At 61.9% G+C, this 19,829-nt stretch carries 13 protein-coding genes; all 13 read left to right on the forward strand.

Annotation, left to right across the window (positions count from 1 at the left end):
• The first annotated feature begins 296 nt into the window (after positions 1–296).
• The 13 genes from CHU95_RS05440 (at position 297) to CHU95_RS05495 (ending at position 19,287) form a co-directional block, all read left to right on the forward strand.
• Positions 297–2,420 carry an alpha-glucuronidase family glycosyl hydrolase gene (locus CHU95_RS05440; RefSeq protein WP_094454507.1) on the forward strand — a complete coding sequence of 708 codons (2,124 nt, stop codon included), beginning with the start codon at positions 297–299 and terminating at the stop codon, positions 2,418–2,420.
• Positions 2,417–4,468 carry a sialate O-acetylesterase gene (locus tag CHU95_RS05445; protein ID WP_094454509.1) on the forward strand — a complete coding sequence of 684 codons (2,052 nt, stop codon included), beginning with the start codon at positions 2,417–2,419 and terminating at the stop codon, positions 4,466–4,468. Before CHU95_RS05440 ends, CHU95_RS05445 begins: the two co-directional genes overlap by 4 nt.
• A 106-nt stretch (positions 4,469–4,574) precedes the next feature.
• The gene (locus CHU95_RS05450) at positions 4,575–6,977 is read left to right on the forward strand and encodes a glycoside hydrolase family 3 N-terminal domain-containing protein (protein WP_207762387.1); all 2,403 of its coding nucleotides are present in this window, start codon (positions 4,575–4,577) and stop codon (positions 6,975–6,977) included.
• A gap of 178 nt (positions 6,978–7,155) precedes the next feature.
• A complete protein-coding gene (locus CHU95_RS05455) occupies positions 7,156–8,334 on the forward strand; it encodes a fumarylacetoacetate hydrolase family protein (protein WP_094454513.1) in 1,179 nt (392 codons plus the stop codon).
• Between the two features lie 56 nt (positions 8,335–8,390).
• Positions 8,391–9,152, forward strand: a complete 762-nt coding sequence (gene xylB / locus CHU95_RS05460) for a D-xylose 1-dehydrogenase (RefSeq protein WP_094454515.1) — start codon at positions 8,391–8,393, stop codon at positions 9,150–9,152.
• Entirely contained in the window at positions 9,149–10,030 is an 882-nt protein-coding gene (locus CHU95_RS05465; RefSeq protein ID WP_094454517.1) for an SMP-30/gluconolactonase/LRE family protein, read from the forward strand. Before xylB ends, CHU95_RS05465 begins: the two co-directional genes overlap by 4 nt.
• Entirely contained in the window at positions 10,027–11,814 is a 1,788-nt protein-coding gene (locus tag CHU95_RS05470; RefSeq protein ID WP_094454519.1) for an IlvD/Edd family dehydratase, read from the forward strand. Before CHU95_RS05465 ends, CHU95_RS05470 begins: the two co-directional genes overlap by 4 nt.
• Positions 11,815–11,891: 77 nt before the next feature.
• On the forward strand, positions 11,892–13,301 hold the full coding sequence (locus tag CHU95_RS05475; RefSeq protein ID WP_094454521.1) for a sugar porter family MFS transporter: 1,410 nt from the start codon (positions 11,892–11,894) through the stop codon (positions 13,299–13,301).
• Positions 13,302–13,410: 109 nt separating this feature from the next.
• Complete coding sequence (locus tag CHU95_RS05480) at positions 13,411–14,460, forward strand: LacI family DNA-binding transcriptional regulator (protein ID WP_094454523.1); 1,050 nt, start codon at positions 13,411–13,413, stop codon at positions 14,458–14,460.
• A 92-nt stretch (positions 14,461–14,552) separates the two neighbouring features.
• Positions 14,553–16,514, forward strand: coding sequence for a multicopper oxidase family protein (locus CHU95_RS05485; protein ID WP_165772026.1), 1,962 nt, complete (start codon positions 14,553–14,555; stop codon positions 16,512–16,514).
• A gap of 433 nt (positions 16,515–16,947) precedes the next feature.
• Positions 16,948–17,445 carry a hypothetical protein gene (locus CHU95_RS22045; RefSeq protein WP_133065439.1) on the forward strand — a complete coding sequence of 166 codons (498 nt, stop codon included), beginning with the start codon at positions 16,948–16,950 and terminating at the stop codon, positions 17,443–17,445.
• Complete coding sequence (locus tag CHU95_RS05490; protein WP_094454527.1) at positions 17,438–18,166, forward strand: hypothetical protein; 729 nt, start codon at positions 17,438–17,440, stop codon at positions 18,164–18,166. Before CHU95_RS22045 ends, CHU95_RS05490 begins: the two co-directional genes overlap by 8 nt.
• A 215-nt stretch (positions 18,167–18,381) precedes the next feature.
• Complete coding sequence (locus tag CHU95_RS05495; protein ID WP_165772027.1) at positions 18,382–19,287, forward strand: reverse transcriptase family protein; 906 nt, start codon at positions 18,382–18,384, stop codon at positions 19,285–19,287.
• The last annotated feature ends 542 nt before the right edge of the window (positions 19,288–19,829 follow it).

Here is a 19,829-nt window from a genome sequence, read left to right on the forward strand (position 1 = left end):
GGCCGTTGCCGTTTCTCAGCATCCATACTACCATACCAGTTAAGGTCAAGCGCCCTCTTATGGATTTTTGATAGCGCTACCAAAGTCTCTTGAAAGGCGGGCGCGGTTCCCTCACCCTCCCAAACGCTGGTGCGTTCGGGCCCCTCCCTCTCCCACTATGTGGGCGAGGGGCGGAGCGGCGCTGTTGAATAGAATACCATCGCGTGTCTGCCAGGCGGGAGGATGGGGGCGCCACCCCGGAGAACAGAGAAAACGACCGGTTCCGCTCATGAAAGGGCCGGCGGCAGGGAGGAAAAATGCGCGTATTTGTACGCCTGCTGGCGGGGCTGCTGCTGGCCGCCGGCCTGCTGGGGTCCGCCCATGCGGAAGACGGCTATGATCTGTGGCTGCGGTTCCGGCCGCTGACGGGTGCCGCGCTTGCCCAGACGGAAACCCGCCTGGGCAGTATTGCGGCGGCGGATACCAAGGATATTGCCGTGGCGGAGCTGTCGCGGGGTCTGTCGGGCCTGTTGGGCAAACCGGTCCCGGTCCTGCCCGATGGCAAGGTGGTGCTGGGTACCGCCGACGATCCCGCCATCCAGGCCCTGGGCCTGGACCTGCGCGGGCTTGGCCCCGACGGTTATGTCATCCGCAGCGTCGGTGACCGTACCATCGTGGCCGGCGGGTCACGCACGGGTCTGCTTTATGGTGTGTTCCACCTGCTGCGTCTGGCGCAGGAAACGGCCCCCCTGACCGCACTGAACCTGCGGGAAGTGCCAAAGATCGACCGTCGCATCCTGAACCATTGGGACAATCTGGACCGTTATGTCGAACGCGGCTATGCGGGCCAGTCCATCTGGGACTGGCACAAGCTGCCGGACTGGCAGGACCCGCGTTACACCGACTATGCCCGCGCCAATGCCTCGATCGGCATCAATGGCACTGTCCTGAACAATGTGAATGCCAATGCCACCATCCTGACCCGGCCCTATCTGGAAAAGGTGGCGGCCCTGGCAGCGGTGTTTCGGCCCTATGGCATCCGTGTCTATCTGACCGCCCGGTTCTCCGCGCCGAAAGAAATCGGCGGCCTGCCCCATGCCGATCCGGCCGACCCGGCTGTGGCCGCCTGGTGGAAGGCCAAGGCGGATGAGATTTACAGCATCATCCCCGATTTCGGCGGTTTCCTGGTCAAGGCCAATTCGGAAGGCCAGCCGGGCCCGCAGGATTATGGCCGCACCCATGCCGACGGGGCCAATATGCTGGCCGATGCCCTGGCGCCCCATGGCGGCATCGTCATGTGGCGGGCCTTTGTCTATAGCCATGAGACCCCCGACGACCGCGCCAAACAGGCCTATACGGAGTTTGTGCCCCTGGACGGAAAGTTCCGCGACAATGTCCTGGTGCAGGTGAAGAACGGCGCCATTGATTTCCAGCCGCGCGAACCGTTCCATCCGTTGTTTGGCGCCATGCCAAAGACGCCACTGGTGATGGAATTCCAGATCACCAAGGAATATCTGGGCTTTGCGACCCATCTCGTCTATCTGGCGCCCATGTGGAAAGAGGTGCTGGACGCCGACACTTTCCGCCCGAAACAGGGATCAACGGTCGCCAAGGTGGTGGATGGCAGCCTGGATGGGCACAGGCTGTCGGCCATGGCCGGTGTGGCCAATATCGGTGTCGACCGCACCTGGTCCGGCTCCCATTTCGATCAGGCCAACTGGTATGCCTATGGCAGGCTGGCCTGGAACCATGGGCTGTCGTCAGAGGTCATCGCACGCGAATGGGCCGCCGCCACCTTTGGCGCTGACCCGGCCCTGGTGAACCCGATCCTGTCCATGATGCTGCCCTCGCATCAGGCGGTGGTCGATTATATGACGCCCCTGGGCCTGCACCATCTGATGGGCCGCGGACATCATTACGGCCCGGCCCCCTGGCTTGAAGGCGGCCCGCGCGCCGACTGGACCTCGGTCTATTACCATCGCGCCACCCGGACCGGCATCGGCTTTGACCGCACCCGCCGGGGCAGCGGCGCCGTCGATCAATATGCCCCAATCTGGGCCGACCGGTTCGACAAGGTGAAGACCACGCCGCCGGAATTCCTACTCTGGTTCCACCATGTCGGCTGGCAGGAAAAACTGGCCACCGGCCGCACGCTCTGGGCCGAACTGCTGCACCGCTATGGCCAGGGTATTGAGACGGTGGCCGGCATGCGCCGCACCTGGGACGGGTTGAAGGGCAAGGTCGATGATGCCCGCTGGCAGCAGACCGCCACCTTCCTGTCGATCCAGCACAAAGAAGCCCAATGGTGGCGCGATGCCAGTGTGGCCTATTGGCAATCGATCCATGGCCTGCCCCTGCCGCCGGGCGAACAGCCGCCACCGCAGCCGCTTTCCTACTACCAGTCCCTATCATTCCCATTCGCGCCGGGAGATGGCAAATGAGCATTGTTCGGCCAAAAAATTCCTGCCTCCCCCGCGAAAGCGGACATCCAGGGGGGGGCCTCACACAGCGTCGTCTCCACGGCCCCTGGGTCCCCGCTTACGCAGGGAAGGCCGCTTATATCGCCGCCACGACCGTCGCGCTGCTCTCCCCCCTGCCCGTCCTGGCCGCCGATACGCCGCTGCTGCACCCGATGTTCCAGGATCATGGCGTGTTGCAGCGGGACCGGCCCATCCCCGTCTGGGGCACGGCCAAGCCCGGCGAACCCGTCACGGTCAGCCTGGGCACCGCTCAGGCCACCGCCAAGGCCGGCAAGGACGGTCGCTGGCAGGCCACCTTGCCGGCACAGACGGCCGGTGGTCCCTTCACGCTCACGGCCAAAAGCCCCAGCGCCGAACAGACGGCAAGCGATGTGCTGGTCGGTGATGTCTATCTCTGTTCCGGCCAGTCCAACATGGAGATGCAGGTCCGCCGTTCGCTCGACTCCTGGGTGGAGATGGGAACCCGCGCCAACCAGCCACAGATACGCTACCTGAATGTGCAGCGTGACACCGCCACCCGCGCCCGGCCGCATTTCGGCAAGCCGGTTTCCTGGCAGGTGACCTCCCCCCAGACTGTCGGCGACATGTCGGCGGTCTGCTATTTCTTCGGGCGCGAGATGCGCAAGCTGGACGAGGTGCCCGTCGGCCTGATCAATACTGCCTGGGGTGGGTCCAGCATTGAAAGCTGGATGCCGGTGGAGGAGCTGCGCAAGCAGCCGGACTACAAGGATGCTCTGTCCTTCCTGGCCACCTATGACCGCAACCCGGCCGACGGGGTGCGCGCCTTTGTCGAAGGCTGGCAACGCTGGTGGACCCAGGCCGGGCAGAAGGCGATCTGGCAGGATGCCTATGGCACCGGTGAGGGCTGGCGCGATGCACCCGCCACCTTCCGCCCCTGGGAAACCTGGGGCATGCCCGACATGGCGGCCTATAACAATATCGTCTGGATGCGCGCCAGTATCCATCTGACGGCAGAGCAGGCGGCGCAGGGTGTGGCCCTGCATCTGGGCCCCGCCGATGATCTGGATGTCACCTGGGTGAACGGCACCCCGGTGGGCAGCCAATATGGCCCCGGCGACCCGCGCCGGTACACCCTGCCGCCCGGCACCCTGAAAGCTGGTGCCAACACCATTACCGTGGCGATCCTGGATGCCTATGGCGATGGCGGCCTGTATGGCACGGCAGAGGCGCAGGCCATCGAACTGACCGGCGGCGGCAAACTGCCCCTGCCCACGCCCTGGCAGTTCAAACCCACCCCGGTCGATACGTCGGTCGTGCCGCAGGCGCCCTGGGGCACGGTCAATGGCCTGTCGACGATCCATAATGCCATGCTGGCCCCCATCGGCCCCTATGGTCTGCGCGCCGCCCTCTGGTACCAGGGGGAAAGCAATGCCGGGCGGCCGGTCCAGTATCAATCGCTGCTGACCGGTCTGATGGCCGGCTGGCGGCGGCAATTCGGGCCGGACCTGCCCTTCCTGGTGGTACAACTGCCGGAATGGGGCTATCCGCAGGATAAGCCGATGGAAAGCGGCTGGGCCGCCTTGCGCGAAAGCCAGCGCGCGGCCGTGGCCGCCGATCCCAAGGCGGGGCTGGCCGTGGCCCTGGGCGTGGGTGACTGGTACGACATCCACCCCGCCAATAAGCAGGTCGTGGCCAAGCGGCTGGTGCGGGCGGCGCGCAAGGTGGTGCGGGGCGAGGATGTCGCCCCCTCCGGCGCCGTGCCGGCCAGTGTCACCCGCAGCGGCGACACTGTGTCCATCCGGTTCACCGACATTGATGGCGCCCTGAAGGCCCTGTCCTATCACCGCCCGCTGGGGTTTGAACTGTGCGGCGAAGGGCCGGGCACTTGCCGCTATGTCGATGCCACCTTGGCGGGCGACACCGTCACCCTGCCGGTTGGCGGCGGCCCGGCGGTGCGGGTGCGCTATTGCTGGGCCGACAGCCCCATCTGCAACCTTCAGGACAGCGCGCGGCAGCCGCCCGGCCCGTTCGAAGCGGTCGTGCGGTGATCGCGAACACCCGCATTGACAACCAGATCAATGTACCTCAATGATAGCGCTACCATCGCTCCGACAGAGGGCGAGGTTAGAGCAAAGACACCGGGAGGAAAATTCAGTGACGACACCAAAGCTGTCACGCCGACTGTTCGGCGCCAGCCTGCTGGCGCTTACCTCCGCTGCGGCCGTGCCCGCCGGCATCGCCTTTGCGCGCGGCAAGGAACCCTACCGCAACCCCGCCCTGCCCATCGACCAGCGGGTCGAAGACCTTCTTTCGCGCATGACGCTGGAAGAGAAGGTGGCCCAGATGATCGGCATCTGGCAGGACAAGAAGCTGGTCAACAACGACAAGGGCGGCTTCGACGCCAAACGTGCTGCCCAGGCCTTCCCCAACGGCTTGGGTCAGATTTCCCGTCCGGGTGACCGGGTGGGTGCGGTGGACAAGGATGGCGCGCCCATCGCCGCCGGGGCCAAGGCCAATATCATCAACCGTGAGGGGCTGGAGGCCGCCACCTATGCCAACGATGCCCAGAAATGGGCGGTTGAGCAGACGCGCCTTGGCATCCCGCTGATTTTCCATGAAGAGGCCCTGCACGGCTTTGTGGGGCGCGGCGCCACCAGTTTCCCGCAATCCATCGCGCTGGCCAGTTCCTGGGACACCGCCATGGTCGAGCGGATTTTTGCCATCGCCGCGCGGGAGGCCCGCCTGCGCGGGGTGCATCTGGCGCTGGCCCCGGTGGTTGATATTGTCCGCGACCCCCGCTGGGGCCGGACGGAGGAAACCTATGGCGAGGACCCGTGGCTGGTCTCTGAAATGGGGCTGGCCGCAATGCGCGGTTTCCAGGGCACGACCCTGCCGCTGGCCAAGGATAAGGTCCTGGTCACGCTGAAACACATGACGGGCCATGGCCAGCCGGAAAGCGGCACCAATGTCGGCCCTGCCCAAATCTCCGAACGCACCTTGCGCGAAAATTTCCTGGTGCCATTTGAACGCGCGGTCAAGAACCTGCCCATCCGCGCCATCATGCCCTCCTATAACGAGGTGGATGGCGTCCCCAGCCATGGCAATAAGTGGCTGCTGGACACGGTCCTGCGCCAGGAATGGGGCTATCAGGGCGCATTGGTCAGCGATTATTTCGCCATTCGCGAAATGAAGACCGTCCACCAGATGACATCGGGTCTGGCCGATGGGGCCGTCCGGGCGTTGAATGCCGGGGTGGATGTGGAATTGCCCGATGGCGAAGCCTATCCGCTGCTGCCCGGTCTGGTGCGCGAAGGCAAGGTTTCCGAAGCCCAGATCGACACGGCCGTGCGCCGCATCCTGCGCATGAAGTTTGAGGCGGGCCTGTTTGAGGCCCCCTATGTCGATGCCAAGGTGGCGGATAAACTGACCGCCACCCCGGATGCCATCGCGCTGGCGCGTGAGGCGGCGGCCCGGTCGATGATCCTGCTGAAGAATGCCAACAACGCCCTGCCGCTGAACCCCAATGCCACGGGCACACTGCTGGTCGTCGGCACCCATGCCAGGGACACGCCGATCGGTGGCTATTCGGAAGTGCCGCGCAAGGTGGTGTCGGTGGTCGAAGGTCTGACCGCCGCCGCCGGCAAGAGCCTGAAGGTGGAGTATGCCGAAGGCGTGCGCCTGACCCGGCAGCGTGTCTGGGAAGAAGACAAGGTTGAGCCGATCCCCGACGCCGAGAATGATGTTCTGATCGCCGAGGCCGTGGCCAAGGCCGCCAAGGCCGATACGATCTTGATGGTGCTGGGCGAAAACGAACAGTTGAGCCGGGAGGCCTGGGCCAAGAACCATCTGGGCGACCGCGCCAGCCTGGAGCTTTATGGAAGGCAGTCGGACCTGGCCGAGGCCATGTTCAAGACCGGCAAGAAGGTCATTATCCTGCTGCTGAATGGCCGCCCGCTGTCGGTGAACCGGCTGGTGGAAAAGGCCGACGCCCTGATTGAGGGCTGGTATCTGGGCCAGGAGACCGGCAATGGCGTGGCCGACGTGGTGTTCGGCAAGGTCTCGCCGGGCGGCAAACTGCCCATCACCATTCCGCGGTCGGTGGGCCAACTGCCGGTTTTCTACAATGCCAAACCTTCGGCCCGGCGCGGCTACCTGTTTGATGATATCACGCCCTTGTTCCCGTTCGGCTTCGGCCTGACCTATTCAACCTTCGAAATGGACGCCCCGACCCTGTCGCGTGGCCAGATCGGGGTGGCGGACAGCGTCGATATCTCGGTAACCCTGCGCAATACCGGGGCGCGCACGGCCGATCAGGTGGTGCAGATCTATCTGCGCGATGAAGAAGCCTCGGTCACCCGGCCGCTGATGGAATTGAAGCGTTTCCAGCGCGTGACCCTGGCGGCGGGCGCCAGCAGCACCGTGCGCTTCACCCTGACCCCCGAAGACCTGTCGATCTGGAACATCGACATGAAACGGGTGGTGGAACCGGGTGTCTTTACCATCAGTGCTGGATTCGACTCTGTGGCGTTGAAATCCGTCCAACTGACCGTGGTTTAAGCAGCGTTTTGCGTAGGTCAGGGCGCAGCGATGATCCGCCCTGACAGCAGAAATCTCCCCTTTTCTGCCGGGGTTCAGGCTTTGCCTGTCACCTGACCTACACAGTTTTCTGTTACCGCTATCAATTCCATTGCGTAATCGCTAAACTCTGTTGCCCATCCAGGGAGTTATTCCGACCATGTCCGCCAGCCCCGCCCCCGCCCTGCTGACCGATTTCCTGCCTACCGACTGGCGCGATGCGCATTTGTTGGGCCGGATGGATTTCGGACAGGGGCCGTCGCCGGTGCTGATCAAGGGCGGGCGGCTGTATGACCTGTCCGAACAGGCGCCCACCGTGGCCGACCTGCTGAACGGTCTGCCCGACGGTGCCTTGCCCGATGGCGGCAAGGATCTGGGCGATATCGCGGCCCTGAAGCTGGCCCTTGCCTGGGGGGAACCCCTGCCCGGCGGGCCTGCCCTGCTGGCGCCCATTGACCTGCACTGCATCAAGGCGGCGGGCGTCACCTTCGCCGTTTCCGCCCTGGAACGGGTGATCGAGGAGCGGGCGCGCGGCGATTATGCCAAGGCCAATGAAATCCGCAGCGATCTCTCGGCCCGCATCGGCACCGACCTGCGTGCGGTCAAGCCCGGCTCGCCGGAAGCGGCGTCGCTGAAACAGGCGCTGATCGCCGATGGCCTGTGGTCGCAATATCTGGAAGTCGCCATCGGCCCGGATGCGGAGATTTTTACCAAGGGCCCGACCCTGTCATCGGTCGGCTGTGGCGCGCATATCGGGGTACGGTCGGACAGCGACTGGAACAATCCGGAACCGGAACTGGCGCTGGCCGTGGATGGCAAGGGCCGGGTGCATGGCGCCACCCTGGGCAATGACGTCAATCTGCGCGATTTTGAGGGCCGGTCGGCGCTGCTTTTGTCCAAGGCCAAGGATAACAACGCCTCCTGTGCGCTCGGCCCCTTCATCCGCCTGTTCGACGCCACGTTCACCCTTGAGGATGTGCGCAATGCCGAGGTGACGGTGAATGTCACGGGTGAGGATGGCTTCACCCTCAACGGCAAGTCCAACATGGCCCTGATCAGCCGCGATCCCTTGGATCTGGTGGGCCAGACCCTTTCCAAGAACCATCAGTATCCCGACGGTTTCGTGCTGTTCATGGGCACCCTGTTTGCGCCCATCGACGATCGTGACGCGCCGGGCAAGGGCTTCACCCACAAAAAAGGCGACATTGTCACGATCGCCAGCCCCCGTCTTGGCAGTTTGTCCAACAAGGTCGTCGGTTGCCATGAGGCACCGGAATGGAACTTCGGCATCGGCGATCTGATGCGCAACCTGGCCCGTCGGGGCCTGCTGCGCGCCTGACCATCGGTCCCCTTCCCCAAACTGTCAATGCAACGTTCCACCCTGGATTACCCATCATGACCCATGCAATTTACCCCTCCTTGCGCGGAAAACGGGTGCTGATCACCGGCGGCGGTTCCGGCATCGGCGCCGGCCTGGTGGAAGGTTTTGTCCGACAGGGGGCGCGCGTCCATTTTGTCGACGTGGCCGTCCAGGACAGCGAGGAACTGGTGGCCAGCCTGTCGGGCGCCGACGTGCCGCCGCGTTTCACCCGCTGCGACCTGACCGATCTGGACGCTGTCAAATCCACCATCGACAGGATCATCGCGGCCGAAGGCGGCCTGGATGTCCTGGTCAACAATGCCGCCAATGATGACCGCCACAAGGTCGGGGAAGTGACCCCCGACTATTGGGACAACCGCATGGCGGTGAACCTGCGCCACCTGTTTTTCGCGGCCCAGGCCGTGACCCCGGCGATGAAGGCCAATGGCGGCGGGGCGATCATCAATCTGGGCTCCATCTCCTGGCATCTGGCCCTGCCGGAGATTGCGCTGTACCAGACGGCCAAGGCCGCGATTGAGGGTATGACCCGCGCCCTGGCCCGCGATCTGGGCGAGGATAATATCCGCGTCACCTGTGTGGTGCCCGGCGGGGTGAAGACCCCGCGCCAGATGCGGCTCTGGCATAATCCGGAGGAAGAGGCGCGCATGCTGGGGCTGCAATGCCTGAAACAGCGTGTTGAACCGCGCGATATCGCGGCAATGGTGTTATTCCTGGCATCCGATGATGCGCGCCTGTGTACCGCGCATAATTACTTTGTCGATGCGGGGTGGCGATGACCGATCTTTCCTCCATCAAGCCTGAACCCATCTGGGAATTGGGCGGTGTTCTTCTGGAAGGCGCCTGCTGGGAGGCGGCAGCGTCCGTCTTCTGGTTTGTCGATATCAAAAAGAAACTGATCCACCGGCTGGACCCGGCCACGGGCAAACGCGACAGTTGGACCGCACCCGACCAGCCCGGTTTTGTCCTGCCCCGCGCGTCGGGCGGGCTGGTGGTGGGCATGCCCTTCGGCCTGTATCATTTCGATCCGGCGGCGGGCAGTTTCACCAAGCTGGTGTCGGTCGAGGCTGACCGCGCGGGCAACCGCCTGAATGATGGTTTCACCGATGCCACGGGCCGCGTCTGGTTCGGCAGCATGAGCGACGGTGAATGCGCCGACAGTGGCGCCTTTTATCACTGGACCGGCGGGGAACCGGTGCGGGTGCTGGACGGTATCTGCATCACCAATGGCCCGGCGACCAGCCCGGATGGCACGGTGCTGTACCATACTGACACTCTGGGCCAGACCATCTATGCCGCCGATATCGGCGCTGATGGCAGCCTGAGCAACCGCCGTGTCTTTGCCAGGATCGGCAAGGATGAAGGCTATCCCGACGGGATGGCGGTGGATGCAGAAGGCTGTGTCTGGGTCGGGCTGTTCTTCGGCTGGGGTATTCGCCGCTACGCGCCCGACGGCACCCTGCTGGGCTTTGTGCGTTTCCCGGTTTCCAATGTCACCAAGCTGGCCTTTGGCGGCCCGGACCTGAAGACGGTCTATGTCACCACGGCCAGCCTGGGCCTGTCGGACGAGCAGAAGGCGGCCCAGCCGCTGGCCGGCGGTCTTTTCACCTTCAAAAGCCCCGTGGCCGGTCTTCCGCCCGCAAAGGTGCGCGCATGAGCAGCGATCACAACGCCCCCCGCCGGTTCCGGTCACGCGAATGGTTCGATGCGCCGGGCCGCGCCGACATGACAGCGCTGTATCTTGAGCGTTTCATGAATTACGGCCTGACGCCCAAGGAACTGCGGTCGGGCAAACCGATCATCGGCATCGCGCAGACGGGCAGCGACCTCAGCCCTTGCAACCGCATCCATGTGGAGCTGGCCAAGCGCACCCGCGACGGCATCCGCGATGCGGGTGGCATCCCGTTTGAATTTCCCGTGCATCCGATTTTTGAAAATTGCCGCCGTCCCACGGCAGCGCTGGACCGCAATCTGGCCTATCTGGGTCTGGTGGAGGTGCTGCACGGTTACCCGATCGACGCGGTCGTGCTGACCACGGGCTGTGACAAGACCACACCATCGGGCGTGATGGCGGCCAGTACCGTCGACATCCCGGCCATTGTCCTGTCTGGCGGGCCGATGCTGGATGGCTGGTTTGAAGGCGATCTGGTGGGCTCGGGCACCGTCATCTGGCGCGGGCGCCGCCGTCTGGCCGCCGGTGAGATCACCGAGGAGGAATTCCTGGATCTGGCCGCGGCATCGGCCCCGTCGGCGGGTCATTGCAACACCATGGGCACGGCCAGCACCATGAACGCCATCGCCGAGGTGCTGGGCCTGTCCCTGCCCGGCTGTGCCGCCATCCCGGCCCCGTACCGCGAACGCGGTCAGATGGCCTATGAGACGGGGCGGCGGATTGTGGAAATGGCCTATGAGGATCTGCGCCCGTCCAAGATCCTGACGCGCCAGTCCTTCATCAACGCTATCGTCGCCAATGCCGCCATCGGCGGATCGACCAATGCCCAGCCGCATATCGTGGCCATGGCCCGCCATGCCGGGATCGAGATCAGCCATGATGACTGGCGCCAGTACGGGTACGACGTGCCCCTGCTGGTGAACCTGCAGCCCGCCGGCAAATATCTGGGTGAACGGTTCCACCGCGCCGGTGGTGTGCCGGCTGTTCTGTGCGAACTGGCGGGGGCGGGCAAGATCGACACGACCTGCCTGACCGTGTCGGGCAAAAGCATTGCCGACAATATCCAGGGCCGGGAAACCAATGACCGCGAGGTCATCTTTGCCTATGACAAACCGCTGATGACGCGGGCGGGTTTCCTGGTGCTGAAGGGCAATCTGTTCGATTTCGCCATCATGAAAACGTCGGTGATTTCCGATGATTTCCGCCAGCGTTACCTGTCGCGTCCCGGCCATGAAGGCATTTATGAGGGCCGCGCCATCGTTTTTGACGGTCCGGATGATTATCACGCGCGCATCAATGACGAGGCGCTGGGGATTGATGAGAAATGCATCCTGGTGGTGCGCGGCGCCGGCCCGCTGGGTTTCCCCGGTTCGGCGGAGGTGGTGAACATGCAGCCGCCCGATGCCCTGCTGAAGCGCGGCATCAAAAGCCTGCCCACCATCGGCGACGGACGACAGTCGGGCACATCCGACAGCCCGTCCATCCTGAATGCCAGCCCGGAATCGGCGGCGGGCGGCGGTCTGGCCTGGCTGCGCACGGGCGATATCATCCGGCTCGATATCAACAAGGGCACCTGCGACATGGTTGTGGATGAAGGCGAACTGGCGCGCCGGCGGGCGGAAGACCCGCCCCCGCCCATCCCCGCCTCCAAGACACCCTGGCAGGAGCTTTACCGCGATCATGTGGGCCAACTGGACAGCGGCGGCTGTCTGGAAATGGCGCTCAAGTACCGTGGCGTGGCCGATGAAACGCCGCGCCATAACCACTAAAGCGCAGTGTTGAAGTTGGTGTTTTTCGGGGGGATGGTCCTGGTTCGCCGGGGCCGAACAACAACAAGGAGACAGTGATGAGCGGTTCCCAGGAGGAACAGGTCAATATGGGCTATGTCGCCGCCATTGTGGCGGTGGCAACCATTGGCGGCTTCATGTTCGGCTATGACAGCGGCGTCATCAACGGCACCGTGGAGGGTCTGAAAAAGGCCTTCAATTCCGACAGTATTGATACCGGCTTCAATGTCGCGTCGATCCTGCTGGGCTGTGCCGCTGGCGCGTTCAGTGCCGCGCGCCTGGCCGACATTATGGGCCGCCGCAACGTGATGATGATTGCGGCTGTCCTGTTCATCATTTCGGCCATCATGACGGGTGCGGCGGAAAGCTCGTCGGTCTTTGTGATCGGCCGCCTGATCGGTGGTCTGGGCGTGGGTGCCGCCTCGGTTCTGTCGCCGGCCTATATCTCCGAAGTGACCCCGGCCTCCATCCGTGGTCGCCTGTCCTCGGTACAGCAGATCATGATCATCTCCGGCCTGACCGGGGCCTTTCTGGGCAATTACCTGATCGCCCATTTTGCCGGCGGTTCGACGGAACCGTTCTGGCTGGGCTATGAAGCCTGGCGCTGGATGTTCTGGGTCCAGATCATCCCCGCCGGCCTGTTTTTCCTGGCCCTGCTGATCATTCCGGAAAGCCCGCGCTATCTGGTGGTGAAGGGGCGTGAGGATGAAGCACGCGCGGTCCTGACCCGCCTGTTCGGGCCGATGGCTGCGGCCGCCAAGGTCATCGAAATCCGCCAAAGCCTGGCGCAGGATCAGCACAAGCCGAAACTGTCCGACCTTCTGGACAAGGCCACGGGCAAGGTCCGTCCCATCGTCTGGGTCGGTATCGGTCTGGCCGTGTTCCAGCAATTGGTCGGCATCAATGTCGTGTTCTATTACGGCGCCGTGCTGTGGCAGGCAGTGGGCTTCTCCGAGGCTGACGCGCTGCGCATCAACATCCTGTCGGGTGCGCTGTCCATCCTGGGCTGCCTGGCCTCGATGGCGCTGGTCGACAAGCTGGGGCGCAAGCCGCTGCTGGCCATCGGATCGGCGGGCATGGCCGTCACCCTGGGCATCATGGTGGCCTGCTTTGCATCCGGCTCCATCATCGACGGCAAGCTGCATTTGTCGGACAATGTCGGCCTGATCGCGCTGATCGCCGCCAATGCCTATGCCGTGCTGTTCAACTTCTCCTGGGGCCCGGTCATGTGGGTCATGCTGGGCGAGATGTTCCCCAACCAGATCCGCGGTTCCGGTCTGGCCGTGTCGGGCTTTGCCCAATGGACGGCCAATTTCGGTATCACCATGACCTTCCCCATCCTGCTGACCACCATCGGCCTGACGGGGGCCTACGGTTTCTACGCTTTCTTCGCGCTGATCTCCTTCTTCTTCGTGCGTTCCATGGTGCATGAAACCAAGGGGCGCGAGCTGGAAAAGATGGAAGGCTGAGGTGTTTGGGGGTGAAGCGGACAGGGCCGCATCCCTGTCCGCTTCACGAATTGGTTGCACAGCGCGTGCAGCGGGTCGATAAAGGGGCGGGTGAAGTCCAGGGGGTATCATGGAAAGACAAAGGCGGCGCGGGACCCAGGCGGTGACCATCCGTGAGGTGGCGGCCCGTGCCGGTGTGTCATCCATGACGGTGTCGCGTGTCATCAACAAGGATGAAAAGGTCAACGAGAATACCCGTGCCCTGGTCGAAGCGGCGATCAAGGACCTGAACTATACGCCCAACCCCGCCGCCCGCCGTCTGGCGGGCTCAGAGGTGCTGCGCATCGGCCTGCTTTATTCCAACCCGTCCAGCGCCTATCTGTCGGAATTCCTGGTTGGCGCGCTGGATGAAAGCAGCCGCGAGGGCCATCAGTTGGTGGTCGAAAAATGCGCCGGGACGGCCAAGGCCACCGCGTCGGTGACCAAGCTGCTGGCCGGGGGGGTCAATGCCTTCATCCTGCCGCCGCCATTGTGCGAATCCAAACCCATCCTGACCATGCTGGAAGAGGCGAATGTGCTGGCGGTGGCCGTGGCGACCGGTCGGCCCAACCCGCATCTGCCCACCATCCGCATCGACAATTACGCCGCCTCCCGGCAGATGACGGAACATCTGATCGGGCTCGGCCATCGGCGTCTGGGCTTCATCAAGGGCAACAAGAACCAGTCGGCGTCCGACATGCGCTATCATGGTTTTATGGATGCCTGTACCGAGGCGGGCCTGAACCCGGCCGATATTCTGGTCGAACAGGGGCAGTATGATTACGCTTCCGGTCTGGAAGCCGCCGAACTGCTGCTGAATGCCAGCCCCCGCCCCACGGCGATCTTTGCCGCCAATGATGACATGGCCGCCGCCACCATTTCCGTCGCCCACCGGCTGCATCTGGATGTGCCATCCGACCTGTCGGTGGCCGGTTTTGACGATACGCTGATCGCCACCACCGTCTGGCCGCCGCTGACCACCATCCGCCAGCCCATCGCCGCCATGGGCAAGGCCGCCGTCGCCGTGCTGGCCACGGCCATGCGCAACAAATGGCAGCCCGGCCGCGCCAGCGACGGCCCCGAACAGCGTTTGCTGGCCTATAAGCTGGTCAAACGCGAAAGCACCATTCCACTGGCATAGATCGGGCATTTCCTCGCCCTTTGATTGATATTGCCGGGTCCTGCCCCCTGGGTCATAGTACCCTCTCTGATCAAAGAGAGAGAGGGATGGGGATGATACAGCATCGGCGCGGATGGCAGGGTCGGCTTTGCCTGCTGGGAACGGGGTTGCTGCTGGTGGCCGGCGGGGCGGTGGCGGCGCAGACGGAAGCAGCACGACCATTGCAGGCCCCCGCCCTGTTGCAGCCGGCGGCGCAAACGCCGCGCGACCCGGCCGCCCCGCAGGGGTACAATCTTCTGTCCGCCGGGGCGCTGACCCAGGCCATTCAGCAGGGTCGGGAAATTCATTATATCCTGCCCATCCATTATACCGACGGCACCATCTACAACCCCGCCACCGGCAAGGACGACAAGGTGCGGCTGCGGTCCTATGGTGACCGGTTCCTGGCCCCGACCATCCTGATGCAGCCGGGCCAGACGGTGCGGATCAGCCTGTCCAACCAGTTGCCGGCGGAGCCGACCTGCGGCATTGATCCCGACACGGGCAAACCCTATCCCATCAACCAGCCGCATTGTTTCAACAACACCAACCTGCATAGCCACGGGCTGTGGGTGTCGCCGACGGGCAACAGCGACAATGTCCTGCTGAATATCGAACCGGGGGTGAGTTTCCAGTATGAATATAATGTGCCGGAGGATCATCCCGCCGGCACCTTCTGGTATCACCCGCACAAGCATGGATCGACGGCCATGCAGGTGGGCAGCGGCATGGCTGGCGCCCTGGTGATCAAGGGCAACCGGCCGCCCACCGCCCTGTCGAACGGGGACCTGGACACCTTGCTGCAGCCGGTTCTGGCCAATGCCGATGATGCCAGCCAGGTGATGCTGATCCAGCAGATCCCCTATGCCTGCTTTGACGATAACGGCCAGATCGAAAAGGACAAGACCGGGCGCTGGATCTGCAAGGACGGGCAGATCGGTCAGGTGAAGGATTTCGATGCCCAGTTCGATTTCCGCGCCTGGGGGCAGAGCGGGCGATACACCATGTTCAATGGCACCGTCCGCCCGCAGATGGCGGCCCGGCCCGGACAGCTTTACCGCTGGCGTCTGATCCATGCGGGGGTGGAGGAAACCATCAACCTGCGCATCCGCAAGGTCGGCAATGTCGCGCGGGTGGCCACCCGGCTGACCTCGGCCAAGGAACAGGAGCGGGAGGTCCAGCGCGCCTGCACCGGCGCCGATGTCACCCAGTATGAGGTGGCGACCGACGGCCTGACCCGTCCGGCCATCTATGCCAAGACCGTGAACAACCTGCAGCCCGGTTACCGCAGCGACATCCTGTTTGTCCTGCCCGAGGCGGGGCGCTACTGCGTCTATGATGACAGCAACGGCAAGGACCAGGTGGCGGGCGAGGATAATGCCAAGATCATCGGCTTCATCGACGCCGTGGGCCCGGAAAAGGTGCCCGACACCACGGTCTTTGTGCAGAACAAGCTGCTGGAAGGGGCCGCAACCCTGCCGGCCGCCGTGCGCGAGACCGTGTCCGCCGACCTCAAGGATGGGCTGAAACTGACCAAATATGTCCCCCACCCCACGATCACCGATGCGGAGATCGCCAAGTGGAAACAGCCCGACGTGAAGATCGAATTCAACCTGATCGGCAGCACCGCCACCAGCCCCGCGCAATTCCTGATCAATGGTCAGGCCTATGATCCGGCCGTGGTGAACCAGACCCTGATCCTGGGGACCGCCCAGCAATGGGTGCTGAGTTCGCTGAATGTCAGCCACCCGTTCCATATCCATGTGAACCCGTTCCAGATTGTCTCCATCATCGACAAGACCACCGGCAAGGAGGTCAGCGACGGCATCTATGCCGGCATGAAAGGCACCTGGAAAGACACGCTGATGACCGACACCAGCGTCGAAATCACCCTGCGCACCCGCTATAACCGCTATATCGGCGAATTTGTCCTGCATTGCCACATCCTGGACCATGAGGACCAGGGCATGATGCAGAACGTGCAGATCGTCCTGCCCGATGCCGAAGGCAAAGCGATGCCGGCTGGGCATCATTAAGGGAATGGGGCTGTCGGCAGGCACCGCTGCCGACAGCCCCTTTGCGCCCTTTGCGGTCGGGGAAACGCAGGGGTGAGAACGGGCGCGTTGCGCGCCGTTGTGGTCGTTCGGCCCCGCCGGCGCAGCGCCGGTAAGCGGCCGTCCGATATGGCTGGCTTAGCAGCTAGGAAGGCCGGAAGGCGGTCTTTCGTCGCGACGTGCACTATGTCGGCCATGCAGCAGCAGACACCGTCCCGGAGGAAAAACGCTTGATCTGCTGTACCGCTTCATCAACATTGAGATTAGATTGCTGGACACTTTGAAAATGTGGGAGGCCAGCGCCCCTCAGGTCTATAGAATGACTTTTGTCAGAAACTGCAACTCAAAATGGGCGATATCCTCAATTTAATCAGAACCGAGCGATGCAGCAAGCATAAAAAACAAAGCGGAGGGCATGAAAGAAGTGCAGGAGGTCGCCCATCATTTGCAGAAGACGGCACACTCAACGGAAGGCGTTGAGCGTGATGCTTTCGCCCGATCTGCATATAATCGCTATTACTATGCCTGTTATCTCGAAATTAGAGCGGTATTTAGAGAAATGTCGCCGGACTGGGAAAGGTCTGCGCACAAGAGTTTTCCAGAAATCTTGACATCGTCCATTTCTAAGAATCTAAAATCTAGAAGAAAGGCGGCAAGCCGAGTCGAAGATACTGAACTAGTAAGGCGGATTGACCAAGCAGTTCGAGCATGTAAAGAATTAGCGAAGATTATCGAGAAAGCAAATGGAGCGAGAATTGTAGCTGATTACAACCCGGAAATCGAGGTTGGTTTCAATGGAAATGCCAGATTCTCTCTAAATGGCATTGAAATCACAGAGGCGCATCAATGGTATGGCCAAGTTAGAGTGCTAGCGAGCCAGATACTATCAGTATGGAGGCAGATCAATGCTTAGCGAGAAAGAATTATATAATCTTCTGGTCGAGTATGGGCTTGATATGGCGGGACCGCTTGTATCGCAGCCCGCTAAAGATAATAGCTATATTGCATTTATAAAAATTAAGGTTGACAAGAAAGGGCAAAAATCACCCGGATCGAGGGCCCTGAGCCAAGTTGCGAATCTTGTTGCCGAGAGGGGGTATATTTTATCATTTGTTACCGTTGACGAAGACGGGAATGATTTTGATGGCAGCCTTAAGTCTATTTTGTTTGCGAAATTTGGCGATAGCATCCGAAATAGCTTTGCATCATTTACAAACCAGCAAACCGAGGTCTGGATCGAGCCCAAGGCGCATTTGTCGCCGCAAGAGAAAAGCCGTATCCAATTTGCCATATCGGAGTTTTCTGCTCTTATTGGGTTTGAATTAGTTGGTGTAAGTTTTACAGACTCCGAGAATACACCTACGCCGACTGCTATCCTTAGTGTTCTTAGGACCAAGGCGCCTTGCAGCGCAGAGGCGCTGAGGACGTTTCTAAAAGAACGAGGGCTGACGGTGCCAAATGTGGTTTGGCTAAATCACGCACTCGACAGGATGCGCAAAGCGGAGCTGGTGGTCAGGAGCAAGAATGGTGATTTCTTTGTCTCGTTTAGTGGACTGTCTCGACTAGGGACTGCCAAGAGCCGCCAGAGCCCCGACATCTTGCGCGCGCTTGACTTCGCTAAACGGCGGGCGTAATCATGGCATGTGGGAGTCTCAGGCGCGAGTGTGTATCACGCTCAACTGCCAAGATCTACGACAGAAGGGCCCCGGCCATGTCGCCGCTGCTCCTTCGAACCACCGCCGACATGGCCGGTGCTCATGAAAGCGAGCTTTGCTAAATGAGGCTCCCACACAACCTTATCGAACGCCTGACACTTGTTGCGGGCAGCCCTGACGAGTTGTGCTCAGCGTTGGGCGATGCTGCTGGAGGTGAGGAAGTTGCAGAGATCGGGCGACTGAGCGCGGCGGGATTGCCTCCCATTACGTCACTTAACGCTCTATCAGTGATGACCGGATATAATCCAGGCTTCGTTTGGGCTTTGGCGAACCGCACGGCACGCTACTATAGGGTATTTGAGATACCGAAGGGGCGGGGTACTCGTCAAATCGAAGCGCCAAGAGTAGCGCTGAAACTGATTCAAAAGTGGCTCTGTCATCATTTTTCTGCGAAGTGGCAGCCACTAGACGCAGTTCACGGTTTCGTTCCAGGGCGCTCGCATTTGACTGCTGCATCGGTCCACTTGCGGGCGGAATGGATACTTTCGATTGATTTGGAAAACTTCTTCCCATCGACACCCATTGATCAGATTCGAGGTAGCCTTCGGAAGCTGGGGTATCAGGACGGCGATGGGCTAGAACTGATTGCAAACCTCTTGTCGTTTCGGGGAAGGCTCTCTCAAGGGGCTCCCACGAGCCCTGTTATCTCAAACATTGCCCTCTCTGATATTGACGGAATTTTGTCTGATATCGCAAGGAACTTCAGGATTAGGTTTACTAGATATGCAGACGATATCACCTTTTCGGGAATATCTGGCGTTCAGCTTCCCGATGAATTGCTGGCAAGCGTTCGAGAGCAATTCGTCGGAACTCCGTGGCGAATATCAGAAAGAAAAATCCACATCGCAAAGTCTCCTGCACGCCTAAAGGTGCATGGCCTTTTGGTTCACGGAGACGAACTCAGACTCACAAAAGGGTATCGCAACCGTTTGCGTGCTTATCGACACTTAATGCAGCTAGGTCGAATTGACGCCAGTGATTTGGGGAAGGTGACTGGTCATATGAACTATGCCAGTCAAATCGAGCGACTTAAATCGTAAAACAGAGAACGCGGCCCTCAGTCCGGTCGAAGGGTAATTTTGGGCGGGAACCGTCGGAGGATACAGCATAAGCTAACCTCAGCTTTGGCCGGTCGGATTCCGAAACAGGTCATTCAGCAATCGGCCCCTTCTCCGACCCTGCACCCGAACCGAAATCGGTCGGCCAAACCATGAAAATCGAACTACCGGTCACTGAAGCCCTGATGTATCGCGAGAGCGACAGGATTGTGATCGTTCCGGCACCAACGGGCGGTCTGGGCGTGTTTAAGCTGGCGCATGCCATCTGCTGACTTTTCCGGCGCAAACAGCTATGATGGGCACCATCAACGCCATTCCTATATCCCCACCCCCGCCGCCCGTTGCGCTGGGGTGGGGGCATTCGGGGTGGGGCACGCGCCGGCTCTGAAACGCCCCGCGTTTTTATGTTTCACACTGTTGCACGGGGGCGCGGCATTCGGAGTGGTGGCATCACCGACTCCGAATAAGCCCACCCCGACAGCCCAACAAAAAAGGCGGGGTCGCCCCCGCCTTTTCCGTCACAC

The organism is Niveispirillum lacus (genome assembly GCF_002251795.1).
In the GTDB taxonomy this organism is placed as follows: domain Bacteria; phylum Pseudomonadota; class Alphaproteobacteria; order Azospirillales; family Azospirillaceae; genus Niveispirillum; species Niveispirillum lacus.